Source organism: Alteromonas sp. 76-1 (assembly GCF_900654235.1).
Lineage (GTDB): Bacteria > Pseudomonadota > Gammaproteobacteria > Enterobacterales > Alteromonadaceae > Alteromonas > Alteromonas naphthalenivorans.
This window is the reverse complement of sequence record NZ_LR136958.1, coordinates 2724993-2741271: the sequence shown is the minus strand read 5'-3', so window position 1 is coordinate 2741271 and position 16279 is coordinate 2724993. Positions and strand designations below refer to the sequence as shown.

Below are 16279 nucleotides of genomic sequence, written 5' to 3'. Positions count from 1 at the left end.
ACTTATTTAGAGTGACTGATTTCTAAGTTGTCTGCGCCTTCAGCTTCACATCGGTTTTTTATCGCTGCAACATCGTTTTTTGCGCATATTTGGACATCTTCGTTAGATAAACCAAAAGCTTCAGCAGTACCCTTAGGATCGCTGACATACTGCTGTTTTAACTTTTCATCTTTATCCATGGCAATCAAAAACTTTACTAACAAATCGTTCATTTTTTATTCCTTTATTTTATGTGGTTAGATACTTACGTTTTAGCCAAACAACTTTTGTTCAAAAAGGGCAGGGGTTAAATCTAGTTCTGCCATCGATTTCATATCAAAATCTGGTAATCCTTTAGAAGGGATAACCAACGTAGTGATAGGTTTTGGTATTACTGCCGCTAAGTTTTTTAGTTCAAGGTATTCTATTCGGGGAGCCGCAATGGGAATGGTAGAGGCTTCATAAACTATAATGGTGTGCTCAGGAGAAAAATATTTCAACAATTCGTTTCTTAACTGCGTTAAGCCTGGGTGAGCGGTACGGTGTTTGTTATGCGTGAAATCGGCGATACTGCCAATCTGCCAGATAATCTGCATCATATGAGGATCTAAGGTGTACTGTCTTAGCAGAAACTGAGTCGCCTCATACGACTGACATCCATAATGTGCGGGATCAAGGCCTAAATCAGCAACCAAGCAGTCTTCGGCAGAAATCCCCGGTAGCATTTCGGCATTATAACCTTCTTCTTTTAGTTGTTTGATGGCCTCATGTGAGGGATTTACAAATACCCCAGGGTGACCATAAAACGCCGCCACCACCTTTTTTCCTGCCTTGACTTCATCAACAATGCGTTGCGTCATTTTTTGGTAGGTGAGTGCCCGAGACTTGCCTTGCTCGTAAAGGTGGCGTAAACACACCACATTCGAGTTAATCATTTGCAGATTGATTAGCGCCGACTGTGTTACAACGCTCAATACAATATCAGCTGTTTTAAGTAGGCTTTCCGTAATTAAGGTCATTTGGCCAGATACAGTAATACCTGTACCTACAACCACCAAAGATCCTTTTTTATCTAAGTTCATTTCATCCCTTTCCATTGAGAGTTGGCTATGTATAGCCTTTACTGAATATAAAGGAAAATATATCCATTGTTAATTACTTTGTGGTTATAACCGTTATGGTTTCGAAGCTGTGAACCAGGGCCTATCAATAAATATTGATAAACTTTCGTTGGCGACCAAAATATGTATCTAAAACAGGGTTATTTCAAAGCGCTTTATCACCCAATTTAAAAATGATACTGTACTAAAAGAGAACTAAATACTGTATACCAAATTGGTAAATAACGTTAGTTAATTTAGGGGGTTACAATGATTAAACTCCATGGTGTAACGATAACCGGTTCAGTTATAAGAAGCGCAGCTTTATGGTTAGTGGCACTAGGCGCATTGTCCACAGTGTCTGCTTGTACTTTTAGTCACGATCCTAGTGCCAAAGCCGAGAAGCCAGTTTGTGTAGCAGTTTTAACGAACTCACTCAATTGCGAAAATGAACCACTGGCTTATAACGAAACCAATCCTCATAGTGAATTTGACCAGCAAATGCTTCCGGTCAATCAGCGTGAAGGCGTGCTTGAAAGTGAGCTCGAAGATAACAGGCGTAATCGATAGCGCTAATACCGCGTTGCATTTATTTTTTTGATAACATGCAACGCGCTGGGTTAATGTTCAATAATCTACTTATGGCTGATAAGGCAGTGAGGATTGATGCAAAATAATACGCACCTTGCCATCGTCACATTGCTTAAAAACAAAGCTCTTATTCACAAAAATGTGACTGTCGTCATCCCCAATAAAGTGAACATTACACTGCACAATGGCTAGTTCGCCGTTAAGAATAAAATCTTCTTTGCTGTACCAGACTTTAACCCAAGGCTTGAGCTTGAAACCGTTGTCGTTGGGGTAGTCACTGTTTCCACCTACAAAATAAGAAAGCGCGCCCTCTTTGGTAGGGCGGAACGTTTGCTGGCCAAACGTCAAAGTAGGCTTAAACAATACATGACCATTGTCGTAATCATAGCTGTCAGTAAGCACCTGAAGAGAAAACGCTTGAACGTCTCCACCTTCGGTATGTACTTTCCCAACTTTTACTACATTGTCGCACCACGTTTGTAGCGCAGTATGCACCATCTCTTTAGTAAACATAATGTATACCTCTCTTTTAGAATATCGTTGAGTTGGTTTTAAAGCTGGTTACCAAATTTTAAAACGGTTTCGTCTTTTGCACAAAACGCCAGCAACATTTTCGCACGTTCTAGAAATATAAACGAAACACATAAATGCGTTAAAAAACAGATACTGTAATACAAATTGTCTTTTTTTGTTATGTGATATCATCACACTTGCAGCTTAAATGTTTGGCTACAGTTAGCAATAGTAATTGGAGATAGCTTTTATCTATCAAGGGGAAATTCACTCGGATTTTTTTACTGCGTATTAATCGCATAAATGTAGTCTATGATTATTGTAATTTATCTACCACCCGCAATATCAATAAATGAACCTGTAACGTAAGATGCTTCATCTGATAATAACCATGCGATAGCATCTGCTACTTCCTGCGTATTGCCTCCGCGTCCCATCGGAATTTGTGAGCTTAGGCGATTTACGCGATCTGGCTCACCTCCGTCTGCATGTATATCGGTGGCAATAAAGCCTGGGCGCACGCTATTGACTCTAATATTTTGGCCAGCAAGCTCTAAGGACATACCTGTGGTGAGCGAATCCATAGCACCTTTCGATGCTGCATAGTCTACGTATTCAAACGGGGCACCTGTACGAGACGCAATCGAAGAGACATTTACAATTGCGCCATCATTTTGAACTTGTTTTACAAAAGCTTTCGAGCAAAGAAAAGCGCTTAGTACATTCGTAGTCAAAATTGTTTTGAAGCGCTCGGCACTAATTTCTGAAAATGCAGTTTTTGTAAAAAGCACGCCTACATTGTTCACCAGATGCGTAACGGCGCCGAATTCAGCGTTGACCCTGTTATACATATTTTGAACTTCTGCCTCCACTGAGACATCCGCTTTATGAGTAAGTGCAACGCCGCCGTTGTTATTAATTGAAGTACACAAAGCTTCTGCATGGCTTTTATTTTTAAGGTAGTTAATGCAAACGCGATAACCCTGTTTAGATAGCGTAAAAGCGGTAGCGGCACCAATACCTCTGCTGGCCCCAGTTATTATTGCAACTTTGGACAAATTTGAGTCCTTACTAGTTTTACGAACCACTGTAGCGTATCTGAATTGGATTAAACCAACCATAGGTAGATTCAGCGAAGTACTCTTTATTGTTTACCGTCTTTTTAATAGTAAGTGCTGAATCTGACTCCCACGAAATAATGGGGGCAGCATCGTTAGGGTGCCCATCCATACGAAAGATATTGCCACCATCATTTTCCAAGGTTTCATCAGTGTCCAAGATAGAAACCTGAGTGCTAAAACCTGTGGTTGCCCCGCAATCTCTTTGAAAAATTACTGCTTTTAGTTCGCCATCAGGAGACAACGTTTCAGAATAAATATCGTTACCGCACATATCAGGAAGCCAATTGTAAAAAGTCATGGAGGCGATCACACATATGACAATAGCTATTTTTCCAATGGTATTCAAACTAGAACCCTTTCATGAATTGCGCTTATTTAACGTACATGAAATTCATCCATATTTCGAGCTATTAACGCTACTGCCAGTTGATGGCTGCTACTCAAGAGGCTAAATATTATTTACCGTCGACACTTTGAATAAACTGCTTATACAAGTCTTCTGAGGGCGCTAACATCTTGTAATTTAGAAGGTGATCTAATTTTGGGGAATCAACATGCTTACAGCGAGATAACTCGTTTTTTGTCATACCTTGGCAGATAGAAATCGCCATAGAAGAGGATGGCCATATTTCATCCATTCCCCCCGAATATAGCACAACATTTCCGCGAATATTCTCAACAGGGATTGTCGCACTTCCGCCATCATTTCTATTTTCTAAAGATTGAGAATACAGGTCTAACAAGCCTTCAACAGGTCCGGTAGGATTAAAGGCAACAAAGGGTAATTCCTTTTCGTTTTCACTCCAGCTGGAGCCAGGTACCGTCTGCCAATCAGCTAAAATACCTGCCCACACCACTGAACTGGGCGCAATGGCGATAACACGATCAAATACAGTGTCGCGGGACGCAAGCAGCAACGCCAACTCGGCGCCTTTAGACCACCCAACCAGCGTGATATGTTTTTGTGCGGGGTGTTTCTGTTGAAGCCACGCTGTTGCTTTTTCGAAATAGGTGAGGGGAATTTTCTCTAACTCTTTGGGAAGCGTATCGGCTTTAAAATAAGCAACGGCTAATGTTGGGTGGCCATTTTCGGCGATGACTTTGGCAAGCTTTGTAGGAATTCCGCCTTCTGAACCACCAAGCACAATAACTGGCTGCTTGTGTGAATTAGCGGGTTGCTGATAATAGTGACCCACAATACCATCTTGTTCCACGCTAAGGGCTTGAGGGTCTGCACTTAAAGTAAATACTGGTACGAACGAGAATAAAAATAGTAAAAAATGCTTCATTTCCAACTTCATATTTTGTTATACCCTTGATAGCTCAAATGCTGAAAATATCCTAGAACCTTAAGCATTTTATAAAAGAATTAAAGGGTTATGATAAAGTAAATCAGCAGGGCCTTTTACCAAAAAGTTTTAGGAAATGTTTCTGGCAAAACCCTGTCTCGTACTTTTTATATGTAATATATTTAGTGAATGCTGGCGTTACTGTGAGCCAAATATGCCACGAAAAAGGGCGGTAAATACACCTGACATAGTGTCTTCTATAGCATCGGTTTCGGGTGAATTCTTTTTAGCGTGCATTGCGTTTGATTCTTCTTGTTCTCTTTTCTCTGCACTAGAAGATGCACCGTCAAGAAAATCACCCACCGTTTTGTTAGAGGTGGATGCGCATCCTGATGAAATAGCTGACGCTATCAAAATGGCGATTAATTTGGTTTTCATCTAATTCCCTTAACTTGTATCTAAAAAGTGGTAAAACAGCGGCGCTATAGTAAGAAGCAGCGCCCGTATTTGTGCCCTAGCTTGCTAATATCTCAATCCCGATGTTATCTGCGCGTTTAGCAATGAAGCTTTTCGCGCACAAGCTAAGCGCATACTCCACAGCATATTTATCTACACTTGGTAAACCAGTAAACGCTACATCACAGCCTAAATTGCGCTTGCCACTGTTGTCGATGTAGTAAAGCTTACCTGTGGTACAGCCACCCATAAATATGATAATGAGAACGATAAAAATAAACTTCAATTGTTCCACTAGCCTTGTTTACCTGCTAACTAGCCAAGAATGCTAACGTGCAATGCACTCGCTTTCTTTCAGCGCGATTATTTGTCTAAGGTACTCTGTTCTTTGCATTGCAGCATTTCCCGTTACAAAGATATTGGAGGCCAATAAAATGGCTAAATAACTATTATCAATAGGGGAGATAAATACGTTGTTGATGAAGATAAAAATGACAACGAATAGAAACGCAAAACCAGGAACGTAGTAGACACGAGAAAATTTTTTCTCTAAGTTCTGAATTTTAGTTATCTTCTGTAAAGCTAATTCAGCATCAATATTGTCCATCTATTAATATAACCTCCCTGATCAAATTAACTAGAAATATAGCACCCAAGGCGTGTTTAGCGGGTACAGCAGATTGTCACAAGACATTTCTCACACTGTTCCCAGTTCTATTTTTTCCAACCCTGAAACGTATTCTTGCGCTTGACTCATACTTTTAATTCACTCCAATTCCTACATGAGAGTTTAAATTGTAAATAGGCAGCTATTGAAGATAAACCCATTGTCATGCAACTACTCCAAAGATGCGACCTACTACTGCTGTCAATACCATTGCAAGCGCACCCCAGAAAGTCACTCTGATTGCACCCACGGTAATAGATGCACCGCCAACATGCGCTGCGATCGCACCCAAAGCGGCGAGGAACAGTAAAGATAAAGCTGCGACGATAGGTATAAGTAGCTCTTCTGGCACTAACCAGGCAACCGCTAAAGGAAGTGCAGCGCCTACTGTGAAAGCACCTGCCGACGAGAAGGCCGCTTGAATGGGCTGCGCATTAGCGCTTTGTGAAATTCCGATATCATCTCTGGCATGAGCGCCAAGTGCATCGAAAGCCATTAACTGCTCAGCAACTTGTTTAGCCAGAGTTGGTTCAAGGCCTCTACCTTTGTATATTGTTGCTAGCTCTTCTTTTTCAGATTCAAAATTCTGATCCAGTGATTTTTGCTCAATGGCGAGATCGGCATTTTCTGTATCTGATTGAGAACTAACTGAAACATATTCACCGGCAGCCATAGACATAGCCCCAGCAACTAAACCTGCAGCACCAGCTAGAAGAATGCCTTCATGGGTAGTACTCGCAGCGGCAACACCGATGATAAGGCTTGCAGTAGATACAATTCCGTCATTTGCACCAAGTACTGCTGCGCGCAACCAACCTACATGTTGTGACCGATGTACTTCACTATGAACCATAAATTTTCTCGATGAATCTTCGTTACCCAATAAGGTTTTGCCGTGGTACTTGTTGTACTTCATTTATTACATTAGGTGCTTGTTGCACTTAAGTTGTTAACTTAGGCTTTTTTTCTTCCTAATATCTTAATAATACGGTTAATTGTAATTTCAGATAAATTCCATTCATACCCGTCAAAATCAGTCGTGTTAATAAATTGAACCACTACCGCATCTAGTTCTTTGTTATATTTTGCGAGACTCTGATAGCCGACAACCAAGCCACCATGCTCGTAGACGTAAGGATAGATTTCCTCTTCCCCATCTTCAAATACTGAACCATCGTTTAAAGCTCGTAAGAAGATACCCACATCTTCTGCTGTAGCTAACATTCCATACTCGCGAGCTTTGAAATCTTCTTCATATCCAACGTAGTACCCACTCATAACATTATTCAGGTTAACTTCGTTTAGCGAAAAATAAGTGTTATTCAATCCTAGGGGAATCAATATGTTGTCCTTAATATATTGATGATGGCTATATCCTAATACCTTATCCATGATATTTCGAAGCAGCAAATAATTTGTATTGGAATATTGATAGCCTTCGTCGGGCTCAAAACTAGGTGGTAAGTCGAGGGCAAAATTAAGGGCTTCATGATTACTTTCCATTTCGTTCTGCCAATAAGCAGGATTATCAGTGAAATTGGGAATGCCGGACCGATGTTGTACCATCATTTTCAAAGTGATTTTTTCTGAATTTACGATCCTACCTTTAAGTTCTGGAAGGTAATCGGTAAGCGGGGCGTCTAGGAGTAATCTCTTTTCCTTGGCCAATTTGGTTACAGCAACAGCTGTATATAACTTGCTAATACTGGCAATTTTGAATAAAGAATTTGAGTCGGCTGGTTTTCTGTTTTCTCTATCATTCCAGCCTCCGGTGTAGAATGCTGGTGGTTTTCCTGCTTCGTCCACATAAACAATCATGCCATCAAAACCGCTTGCAATGGCTTCGTCTACCTGCTCTTGAATTGTATCGGGTAACGGTAAAACCCAAGCCATTACTAAAATCCATGGCACGAAGAATAGCGAAATAATAGTTCCAACAAGCAATGTGATTCTAATAATCAGTATTCTTCGTTTCTTCATCATTTTTTCAGATCCTAAGAATTTTACTCACCACGCCCCAAAAAGCGGCAGATAACCCATGGTTAATCTTGAGGGACGAAACAGCCCCTAGAATGTTCCCCAGCGAACGAAGTGACTAGTTGTCATCTACGATGTCCCTACCAACTATTGGAGATATAAGATGCTAAATCGAAAAAAGCGTCTACTTTGTCACTGCGTTTATTCCAATTATCATGACGGTGAGGCATACATTTAACCTCGATTCTTTCATGCTTTTTCATTAACTCTATTCTTAAAAGCGCGCGGTCTTTTTCATTCAACATCAATGACTGTATCTTCTCTAATTCACCAGTGTCTAACCAAATGGCACCACAGTTAGGACACTCATCTATTTCTACAGCATGAAGAGGGCTGTAAAACCTGCGTAACATCACTGTATCAGGGCACTTAGGGCAAGAAATACGTTTATTTAAAGAGTCTATTTCGTAATGAAACTGGCTGAGGTGCTTTGCTAAAACATTCCCTCTCTTTTCCTGAGGGTTTTCAAAGTTACTCAGTGTTTGATTTTCGAGTAAAACACCGCCACACGCTTCGCTGTAGTAAACCGGAACCTTGCCGACGGTTACCCTCTTTAACGTTGAGTGCGTCCTTGGGCATTTCATCGTTTAACACTTCCTTACTATTGCATCCCGGCGAGCAGCGCGAGGGGGTTGTTATATTGCACGTGCCGAGTAGTGCCTGTTTATTTTGTATTGAATATAAATAACATGAAATATTGAAACAGCCAAAGGATGTAACCAGCAGTTATGGTCTCGCTGTGCTCCCCAAATAACATTTATTCGATTACGTACCATTACTATCCAAGCTACATCAAAAACCGTGGAAACCACATGCAATGCTATTGAGCCTCGCAATAGCTCCGATTGATCAAAGTTTATAAGAGCGATTACTAGGCTTAAAAACGAAAAGGAGAACAAGCCAATGGTTAAGTAGACAAAGAGTTTTGGGATTTGATTAGAGGAATTCTGGTTGATTATGGTCGTTAATTGATAAAGCTTAACAATCACAAAAATACCCATTGAGACTACACAAAGAAAAAGAAGCTTGAGTGCTGACTCTACTTTGAATATACCAGTTTTCCCTGTTTTCAATTCAATCCCTTGTTCGTAAATTTCGCTTTGTATTGCTTTTCTGAAGCATTCCAAGTGAAATACCCAAATCCAATGCCACCAAGTGGAAAAATGACGAGAGCTATTAACGGCCGCACCCAGATGTTTTCAGATGGTTGAAAAATTTCCATTGTGACTGACCATACCAGGGCTGTAGGAATACCCCATGCAAGCACGCCGTTTACCAGAATATACTTCTCTTTACCTTTTTGACGCGTTTTTTTCCACTTTTCTAAATTCATACTTTTTGAAACATTCCAGAGCGCATATTACGCCACAGCTAATTTGGTTGGTATTTTTAGTGTAACAGCGAAAACCATACCAAGCGAAGCAGTGGAGCACCATTGAACGAAGTATGTGAATTCATTGAGTTGCTAGGCACTAGTGTTCTTTCGTTTTACTTAAGGTCCAATTAGTGTGAGTAAGCTGTAAAGCGCTAAACTAAAAACGCCAATAAGTATTAGTGGACCGACTGGTAAGAAAACTAACATGTATAGGAACTGACCAACAATAACACCGACATAAATGCTGGTTAATGAAGCGCTCTTAGGTATTGCAGCGATAAAGCCTACGATGGACAGAGATACTAAATAGAATAAAGGGAAAGCATCCCAAGGCTCTACTTCGCCAGTTATAAAGGGGGACAAAAACCAAATGATTGCGCCTAAAAGTGCGGAAAATATAGCATTTATAGTGAAATTTTTCATTGGCCTTCCATGATGCCTAATACGCAATGAGTTGGTGTGGCTTTTTGCGTTGTTTGCCAAAACCAAGACAACATAACCATGTCAAAGTTTAGGCGCTTGTTAAGATGCATTCCATAGAAACAGTCCATACTCATTTGCCAAATACTCTATTTTAGCCAAATTGTCATTTCTTCCTTTAAGCCAAAGAATATTTGTATAGTCATATCCTTCATAATATGCAGCGACAATTTCAGGTAATAACACTTTGAAATTACCCATGTTAACTTGAGTGACATACTCAATTTTCGCATTTTTAGAAGTAAATTCTTTGTACAAAATATTCTTTTTTCTGATACCTGCAAGCTTGAAGGAATAGGCATCGAATTCCGACATTAACCTAATACTAAATTTATTTAATTTACTTATTCGCTCTTTGCCTACAGAGAAACTTACGTTAACTAATAATTTTTCTGATTGCTCTTCATCTAGTCTGCCTTCAAAGACAGATATAGCATAAGGTGTATAGTCTTCAGGGATTTTCTTTTTTAAAGGATTAGTTAATGTTGAAAAAGAGCATTCCAACGTCCTTCGAATGGCGTTATTTACAGAGCGAAATTTTCTCATATTCCGTGTGCCAACCTAGCTTTTAATAAGGGGCGCAGGCATGTGGGCTAAAATCCGAGCGAAGCGAGCCTACGTGTTTTTGTCCCCAGCGAGTGTTAATGCGCTTGTTAGGCATTTGCTTATAAGAACCCCGAACCCACCCTCAGCCTAGTTTGCGTCAATATTTAAGGTAGTAACAATAAAACGTACAAAATTCTAGTGTGACTTGTACAGGGGATAAATGTTTGAGAAGGAATCGAACCTTCTAGACTTGCCCCTACGTCTAACCTAGTTACAACTTTACCCAGTTGTCGGAAAATATTCGCCCGCAAACAGGCCTACCGTTCTTTTTAAATCAAATCCTCAGTCCAGTTAATTGACTGAATTTTCATATCCAACTCTCGAAATTGCTTTGAAAGTTTATCGGCTTCCTGTTGTATTGCTCTAACGTCGACGGAAGGTTTGAATTTAATCTCTAGTTTCTTATACCTATCTTGCGTAACGGTTGCTTGTTTGGCAAGTTCCCGATATAGCTCTATCTGTTTAGAAAGATAATCTCTTTCGGATAATATATCAGAGAGCATTTGATGCTCGTCGAAACGAATACTGCAATTAGTTTTATTAATTGCTTTGATGAGCTGAACCAGCTCAGTATTCACTTGCTCTAATTCATTGAGCAGTTCATTCGGATCTTCTGCTGGTTTCTCATCCACTTGAATCTTTGCGTTACGTAAGATTCGTTCTTTAAGCTGATGTGAGCGCCGTTGAAGGTCCGCTCTAATGTTCAATGCTTCTGCAAGTTTCAACTGATTCTCCTTAAATGCCAAACTTTCCAATAACGAACGCAGTAAGTGCGTTGATTGGCTCGTTATGCGTTGCGCTCACTCATACTTCTGACAGCAAAGAAGTAATAAACTAAAAAGCCTAACCATGAAAAGAATAGTGAAACGAGGCACCAAACTAATTTGTGTACCCCCTTAGCTTTCTTTGATGTTAAGGCAACTAATACTGGTAAAAGCGTTAGACCGAAAAGCACAATAAAAATAATAATTTGCCAAATACTCATGTTAAAAAAGAACTCCTTATCTTTTGTCTTCTATTTAAACGTATAACTTTCCAATAACGGGCGCAGGCATGTGGGGCATAATGGCGAAGCCGCCCCACGTGTATGCGTCCCAGCGAACGCAGTGAGTGTGTTGATTGGGTTGTTATGCATCATTCTCTAAAACATCCAAGTTGCATTGGACTAAATTTGCGCCATCTAGGTTAGCGCACTCTGTAAAACCGTGTTTTTTCAAAGATTCAATGACGGCGTTATTGGTACTGTAGGTTCCGGTACTTAAACCAAAGTCATTTTTATAGATATCTCTTAGGCGAATATCGTCACGAAACATGAGCGACACTGCAAGAATATACTGAAATTTCGCAGCTTCTTTGTCCTGCAATGAGGCCTCATATAAAACAGTAAGAAGCTGGATTTCATCCCAACGATCGGAAGACAAATTGACAGTCGTAACTAACGCATCTATGTATTCTGAACTCTTTTTTGAATGTGTAAAATATTTACCTGCTAAGAACGAAAATACGGCTACTAATATTAGAGCGACAAAAAAGAGTTTATTTTGCATGTTCATCCTGATGCATAACTTTTAAATAAGGGGCGCAGGCATGTGGGGCATAATGGCGAAGCCGCCCCGCATGTATGCGTCCCAGCGAACGGAGTGAGTGACTTAATTTTTTTGTTATGTGCACTCACTAAGAACAACCTTGACTTACAAGGCGCTGAACTAATTTTGATGTTTGCTCCGCCTCTTGAACAAATTGTTGATGACTCTTTCCGAGGAACATGCCGTCGATAGTTAGCTGATAACCACCGATTAAACTCTTAGAGTGAAGACTTAAACTAGTACTATTTTCCAAATATGTGAATTCTAAAGATGAGCCTAAAGTGGTAACAGGCTGAAACGGCTCATACTCATTGATTGTGCTAATAAGGCACGACGCTTCAATTGGAATTTCGAAGTTCACTCCATAGCTGATTTTATTGTCGATGCTGGAGCATCCGTTTAGTAATAATAAAACTGAAAGTATTTGAATTTTCATGTGCACATAGACACAATGACTCCCTGAGAAATGCTAGCCTCCGCATTTTCGTGGGTTAGCTGAAAGCCAGTGCCATAATTAGTTTGCTTAAGACTAAATCATTTGGAGGCTAGCATGAATAAACATAGCATGATTTTTATAGGGTTGGATACGCATAAAGAGTTTCACGAAGTGGCTTATTGTGAAGAGCAGCGTGGAGCAAGTGCGGTGCACTATGGCCGCATTCCTTCTTCAAAAGTCAGCGTTAAAAAGCTTATCCGTCAGTTTGAATCGAAATATCCTGGGGCAACAATTCACGTGGTGTATGAAGCAGGGCCGTGTGGCTATTGGATTTATCGGCTGATAACGAGTTTAGGGCATTGTTGTTATGTCGTCGCGCCTTCTCTTATACCCAAAAAGCCTGGAGAACGAATTAAGACTGACCGCCGTGATGCACTTAAATTAGTGAAGTTGCTAAAGTCGGAAGATCTTACACCCATTTATGTGCCTGAGCCGGAGGATGAAGCTGTTCGGGATTTATCCCGCGCCCGAGAAGCAGCAATGAAAGATTTAAAAGAAGCTAAGTACCAGCTTAAAGCCTTACTGCTGCGCAACAACATTCGTTATGAAGGCACTGCCAACTGGTCGAAGAAGCACCTTCGCTGGCTCACTGAACTGATTTTGCCTCATCCGGCTCAGCAAATTGTCTTGCAAGAACAGTAGCAAACCATAGAAGAGCGCATTCGTCGGCTAGAAAGGCTAGATAATGAATTAACCCATCACGTTCACCAGTGGCGGTATTATCCTGTCGTTAAAGCGATTCAAGCCATGCGTGGTGTGAGACTGCTAGTGGCGGTTGGGGTTGTTGCTGAGCTTGGTGATTTAAATCGTTTCGACCACCCTAGAAAGCTCATGGCTTATTTAGGTTTGGTACCAAGCGAGCATTCCTCAGGCGGAAAACGGCACTTAGGCGCAATAACCAAATGTGGGAATGGTAGAGCCAGGCGCTTACTTATTGAGGGCGCACATAGTTATCGCTATCCAGCCAATATCTCGACGGATATTCAACTACGACAGGAAGGCTTACCCAAAGACATCGTCGATATTGCTTGGAAAGCACAGCTTCGTCTGTGCAAACGCTACCAGCGAATGAGTAAAAAAGGTAAGCATTACAACCTCATTATCACCGCAATAGCCAGAGAGATGGCAGCCTACATATGGGCTATCGCTAAAGAAGTGGTGCTTACGCCAGTTAATCCAAAATTGAGATTGAGCAGAGTACCTGCATGATAAAAGAGTTTGAGCTAATGCATTCGGATCAGGCCGCGGAATGTGGCACAACCTACGAGGGCGTTATGACGGCAATAACTTAACGGTTATTGATCCACGAACATAGACTGATGAGAAGGTGACCACGGCGGAGTGAGTAAGGTAGGCGCTGTTCATTGAGAGATGAATAATCCACGAATACCAGCATGACAACCGACGACATTACTGCCTCATCCGGTGCGTTAGCTCATTTATTTTAAGTGAGAAAAAAAGCTAATTATGGGCTGAAAGAGTGTCAGGGTTACGCTCGGTTTTTATTGACAAGGGGAGTCATACCAGCGCATTCGTCGGCTAGAAAGGCTAGATAATGAATTAACCCATCACGTTCACCAGTGGCGGTATTATCCTGTCGTTAAAGCGATTCAAGCCATGCGTGGTGTGAGACTGCTAGTGGCGGTTGGGGTTGTTGCTGAGCTTGGTGATTTAAATCGTTTCGACCACCCTAGAAAGCTCATGGCTTATTTAGGTTTGGTACCAAGCGAGCATTCCTCAGGCGGAAAACGGCACTTAGGCGCAATAACCAAATGTGGGAATGGTAGAGCCAGGCGCTTACTTATTGAGGGCGCACATAGTTATCGCTATCCAGCCAATATCTCGACGGATATTCAACTACGACAGGAAGGCTTACCCAAAGACATCGTCGATATTGCTTGGAAAGCACAGCTTCGTCTGTGCAAACGCTACCAGCGAATGAGTAAAAAAGGTAAGCATTACAACCTCATTATCACCGCAATAGCCAGAGAGATGGCAGCCTACATATGGGCTATCGCTAAAGAAGTGGTGCTTACGCCAGTTAATCCAAAATTGAGATTGAGCAGAGTACCTGCATGATAAAAGAGTTTGAGCTAATGCATTCGGATCAGGCCGCGGAATGTGGCACAACCTACGAGGGCGTTATGACGGCAATAACTTAACGGTTATTGATCCACGAACATAGACTGATGAGAAGGTGACCACGGCGGAGTGAGTAAGGTAGGCGCTGTTCATTGAGAGATGAATAATCCACGAATACCAGCATGACAACCGACGACATTACTGCCTCATCCGGTGCGTTAGCTCATTTATTTTAAGTGAGAAAAAAAGCTAATTATGGGCTGAAAGAGTGTCAGGGTTACGCTCGGTTTTTATTGACAAGGGGAGTCATACCAACTTTTAAATAAGGGGCGCAGACGCGTGGGCTAAAATGCGAAGCAGCCCACGTGTATGCGTCCCAGCGAACGAAGTGAGTGACTTAATTTTTTTGTTAGAAGCCTGCACGCCGTTGTTCCTTAAGAGGATCGTGTGGATTTACATTACCACCAAATGTTTGTTTATACACCTTGCCTAAGTCTGACGTGATTTCCAACGTTACCAGATAGGGGGAGCCCAGAGCCGAACGCCAATAGTGATACTGCTTTTGATATTGTTCATTAAAGCTAAAAGTAACAGTAGCTGACGTAAGCCATGATGAGGGAATTTTATGAGAGTTCAGCATATTAATGAGTGATTTCCGCATGCTTTTAGCAAAAGGTTCGAGGTGTTTTTTTACGCTGTTATGCTCTATTTCTAACAGATTAATTGATATAGAAGAGATGTTCTGTTGCTGTGCGAGCAAGCATAGTTGTCCTGTAGCCCAGTAACCAAGATGATCGTTATTGCGGTTATTTAGCATGTGAGCAAAGTTTCTTACAATTCCTTTGAACTCTGAACGACGAGCCATGATTCTCCTTGGCTTCTAACGCTTTTTATAAATGGCGCGCGTTTTTTGCGCGTCCAGTGAAGGCCGTCTTTTGGCCGAAACGATATTTCATAAACTTGTTATATGCCGCGACCAAACACTCGAACCTTAATTCGTAGCTATTGTTTTTTTTATCCACTCACTATAATTGGAAAGTCTAACTTGATAAGATTTCATGCCATAATGAGCTGCTGCAAATTCCTCTAAGTTTCCTTCAATGTAGTCCCAACAAAAAAGTCCGACTAAGTAGCTCGTTCTATTGACGTTAAAAATCAAAGGTCCCCCACTGTCCCACGAGCCATCGATACCTTCAAGTTCAAGAGCATTTTCACCATAATCAAAAGTTATTGAGAGCCAATTAGGGTGGGTTTCTTCAATTCTATTCTGTAGTTGCCTAAGGACTCCCTGAGTTCCGCTAACAGAGCCTGTGTTTCCATTGCCTGTAGTGCCTTTGCCATATCCGGTAATTATCTTGCCTAGTTCATTATTTTTAGAATAAATTTCAATAGGGGCGTTATCAGGTAATCTCGTATTCAACTTAACCAAGGCGATATCGTGAGCGCTCATCATAAGCTCCATCAAATTTGAAGCATCTCCAGCAAGAATGTCCTCAGGAATCTCAGTTACACCTGGATGAATGATTACTTTCTCCACCTCAACTTGATGCATCCCTATCTTTATCAATTGCCCCTTAATGTCAGCTGATACTAGGTGTGCAACTGTAACTACCCAATTGGGAGCTATCAGAGCACCATGCCCACCGTTGGGCATATCAGCAAAAAAGGGCGGAGCTTTCTCTATTTCATATTCACTAGGTTGCACATCATGACGGACTACTATAGACCAACAATTTAAAGAGAGAGTTAGTATTGAGGCGAAGAAACAATATTTGATTAGAGTCATTTTTATATCCGTATTCGTACTTTTATAAAATCGAAGAAATCATTCATATAGGCATATAACGCCGCTGTAACTGGCGACTTTGTAGTTGGTTGTTTTTGTGCTATTCAAGCACAAA

General features: G+C 41.1%; 23 protein-coding genes and 2 pseudogenes. 3 read left to right on the top strand and 22 right to left on the bottom strand.

The features are described 5' to 3' along the window. Positions 1-2 precede the first annotated feature (2 nt). A complete protein-coding gene (locus tag ALT761_RS11915) occupies positions 3-212 on the bottom strand; it encodes a hypothetical protein (protein ID WP_129738965.1) in 210 nt (69 codons plus the stop codon). Between the two features lie 39 nt (positions 213-251). Beyond that, entirely contained in the window at positions 252-1061 is an 810-nt protein-coding gene (locus tag ALT761_RS11910; protein ID WP_129738963.1) for an SAM-dependent methyltransferase, read from the bottom strand. 288 nt (positions 1062-1349) lie between these two features. Between ALT761_RS11910 and ALT761_RS11905 the strand changes: the two genes are divergently transcribed. Further along, a complete protein-coding gene (locus ALT761_RS11905; RefSeq protein WP_129738961.1) occupies positions 1350-1649 on the top strand; it encodes a hypothetical protein in 300 nt (99 codons plus the stop codon). 69 nt (positions 1650-1718) lie between these two features. Here the strand turns inward: ALT761_RS11905 and ALT761_RS11900 are convergent, their stop codons facing one another. From ALT761_RS11900 to ALT761_RS20795, 18 genes are all read right to left on the bottom strand, one after another. Then, entirely contained in the window at positions 1719-2183 is a 465-nt protein-coding gene (locus ALT761_RS11900) for a hypothetical protein (RefSeq protein WP_129738959.1), read from the bottom strand. Between the two features lie 326 nt (positions 2184-2509). Further along, a complete protein-coding gene (locus tag ALT761_RS11895) occupies positions 2510-3241 on the bottom strand; it encodes an SDR family oxidoreductase (protein ID WP_129738957.1) in 732 nt (243 codons plus the stop codon). Positions 3242-3260: 19 nt separating this feature from the next. Beyond that, positions 3261-3602, bottom strand: a complete 342-nt coding sequence (locus ALT761_RS11890) for a hypothetical protein (RefSeq protein ID WP_129738955.1) — start codon at positions 3600-3602, stop codon at positions 3261-3263. A 157-nt stretch (positions 3603-3759) separates the two neighbouring features. After that, positions 3760-4593 (bottom strand): acyl-CoA thioester hydrolase/BAAT C-terminal domain-containing protein, encoded by an 834-nt coding sequence (locus tag ALT761_RS11885; protein ID WP_129738953.1) that lies wholly within the window; start codon positions 4591-4593, stop codon positions 3760-3762. 198 nt (positions 4594-4791) lie between these two features. Beyond that, entirely contained in the window at positions 4792-5031 is a 240-nt protein-coding gene (locus tag ALT761_RS11880; protein ID WP_129738951.1) for a hypothetical protein, read from the bottom strand. A 76-nt stretch (positions 5032-5107) separates the two neighbouring features. Continuing rightward, positions 5108-5344 carry a hypothetical protein gene (locus ALT761_RS11875; RefSeq protein ID WP_129738949.1) on the bottom strand — a complete coding sequence of 79 codons (237 nt, stop codon included), beginning with the start codon at positions 5342-5344 and terminating at the stop codon, positions 5108-5110. Between the two features lie 33 nt (positions 5345-5377). After that, entirely contained in the window at positions 5378-5656 is a 279-nt protein-coding gene (locus ALT761_RS11870; protein ID WP_129738947.1) for a hypothetical protein, read from the bottom strand. 223 nt (positions 5657-5879) lie between these two features. Continuing rightward, positions 5880-6569 (bottom strand): VIT1/CCC1 transporter family protein, encoded by a 690-nt coding sequence (locus tag ALT761_RS11865; protein WP_129740625.1) that lies wholly within the window; start codon positions 6567-6569, stop codon positions 5880-5882. 101 nt (positions 6570-6670) lie between these two features. Next, the gene (locus tag ALT761_RS11860; RefSeq protein ID WP_129738945.1) at positions 6671-7699 is read right to left on the bottom strand and encodes a serine hydrolase domain-containing protein; all 1029 of its coding nucleotides are present in this window, start codon (positions 7697-7699) and stop codon (positions 6671-6673) included. Positions 7700-7833: 134 nt separating this feature from the next. Then, on the bottom strand, positions 7834-8337 hold the full coding sequence (locus tag ALT761_RS11855; protein WP_129738943.1) for a zf-TFIIB domain-containing protein: 504 nt from the start codon (positions 8335-8337) through the stop codon (positions 7834-7836). Between the two features lie 51 nt (positions 8338-8388). Continuing rightward, a complete protein-coding gene (locus tag ALT761_RS11850; protein WP_129738941.1) occupies positions 8389-8826 on the bottom strand; it encodes a hypothetical protein in 438 nt (145 codons plus the stop codon). Then, entirely contained in the window at positions 8823-9086 is a 264-nt protein-coding gene (locus ALT761_RS11845) for a hypothetical protein (protein WP_129738939.1), read from the bottom strand. Before ALT761_RS11845 ends, ALT761_RS11850 begins: the two co-directional genes overlap by 4 nt. A gap of 159 nt (positions 9087-9245) precedes the next feature. Continuing rightward, positions 9246-9551, bottom strand: coding sequence for a hypothetical protein (locus tag ALT761_RS11840; protein WP_197724977.1), 306 nt, complete (start codon positions 9549-9551; stop codon positions 9246-9248). 99 nt (positions 9552-9650) lie between these two features. After that, entirely contained in the window at positions 9651-10154 is a 504-nt protein-coding gene (locus tag ALT761_RS11835; protein WP_129738937.1) for a hypothetical protein, read from the bottom strand. Positions 10155-10483: 329 nt separating this feature from the next. Then, entirely contained in the window at positions 10484-10939 is a 456-nt protein-coding gene (locus tag ALT761_RS11830; RefSeq protein ID WP_129738935.1) for a DIP1984 family protein, read from the bottom strand. A 62-nt stretch (positions 10940-11001) separates the two neighbouring features. Beyond that, positions 11002-11199, bottom strand: coding sequence for a hypothetical protein (locus ALT761_RS11825; RefSeq protein ID WP_129738933.1), 198 nt, complete (start codon positions 11197-11199; stop codon positions 11002-11004). Positions 11200-11341: 142 nt separating this feature from the next. Continuing rightward, positions 11342-11761 carry a hypothetical protein gene (locus ALT761_RS11820; RefSeq protein ID WP_126872735.1) on the bottom strand — a complete coding sequence of 140 codons (420 nt, stop codon included), beginning with the start codon at positions 11759-11761 and terminating at the stop codon, positions 11342-11344. 127 nt (positions 11762-11888) lie between these two features. Next, on the bottom strand, positions 11889-12236 hold the full coding sequence (locus ALT761_RS20795; protein ID WP_232043443.1) for a hypothetical protein: 348 nt from the start codon (positions 12234-12236) through the stop codon (positions 11889-11891). A gap of 114 nt (positions 12237-12350) precedes the next feature. Here ALT761_RS20795 and ALT761_RS11810 point away from each other — a divergent pair. Both ALT761_RS11810 and ALT761_RS11805 read left to right on the top strand, forming a co-directional pair. After that, positions 12351-13505: pseudogene (locus tag ALT761_RS11810) on the top strand (IS110 family transposase). Positions 13506-13820: 315 nt separating this feature from the next. Continuing rightward, a pseudogene (locus ALT761_RS11805) lies at positions 13821-14375 on the top strand (transposase); the annotation flags it as partial. Positions 14376-14787: 412 nt separating this feature from the next. Here ALT761_RS11805 and ALT761_RS11800 read toward each other — a convergent pair. Together ALT761_RS11800 and ALT761_RS11795 are read right to left on the bottom strand one after the other, a co-directional pair. Then, positions 14788-15243, bottom strand: coding sequence for a hypothetical protein (locus ALT761_RS11800; RefSeq protein WP_129738929.1), 456 nt, complete (start codon positions 15241-15243; stop codon positions 14788-14790). A 126-nt stretch (positions 15244-15369) separates the two neighbouring features. Continuing rightward, the gene (locus ALT761_RS11795) at positions 15370-16164 is read right to left on the bottom strand and encodes a trypsin-like serine protease (RefSeq protein WP_129738927.1); all 795 of its coding nucleotides are present in this window, start codon (positions 16162-16164) and stop codon (positions 15370-15372) included. Positions 16165-16279: the final 115 nt, after the last annotated feature.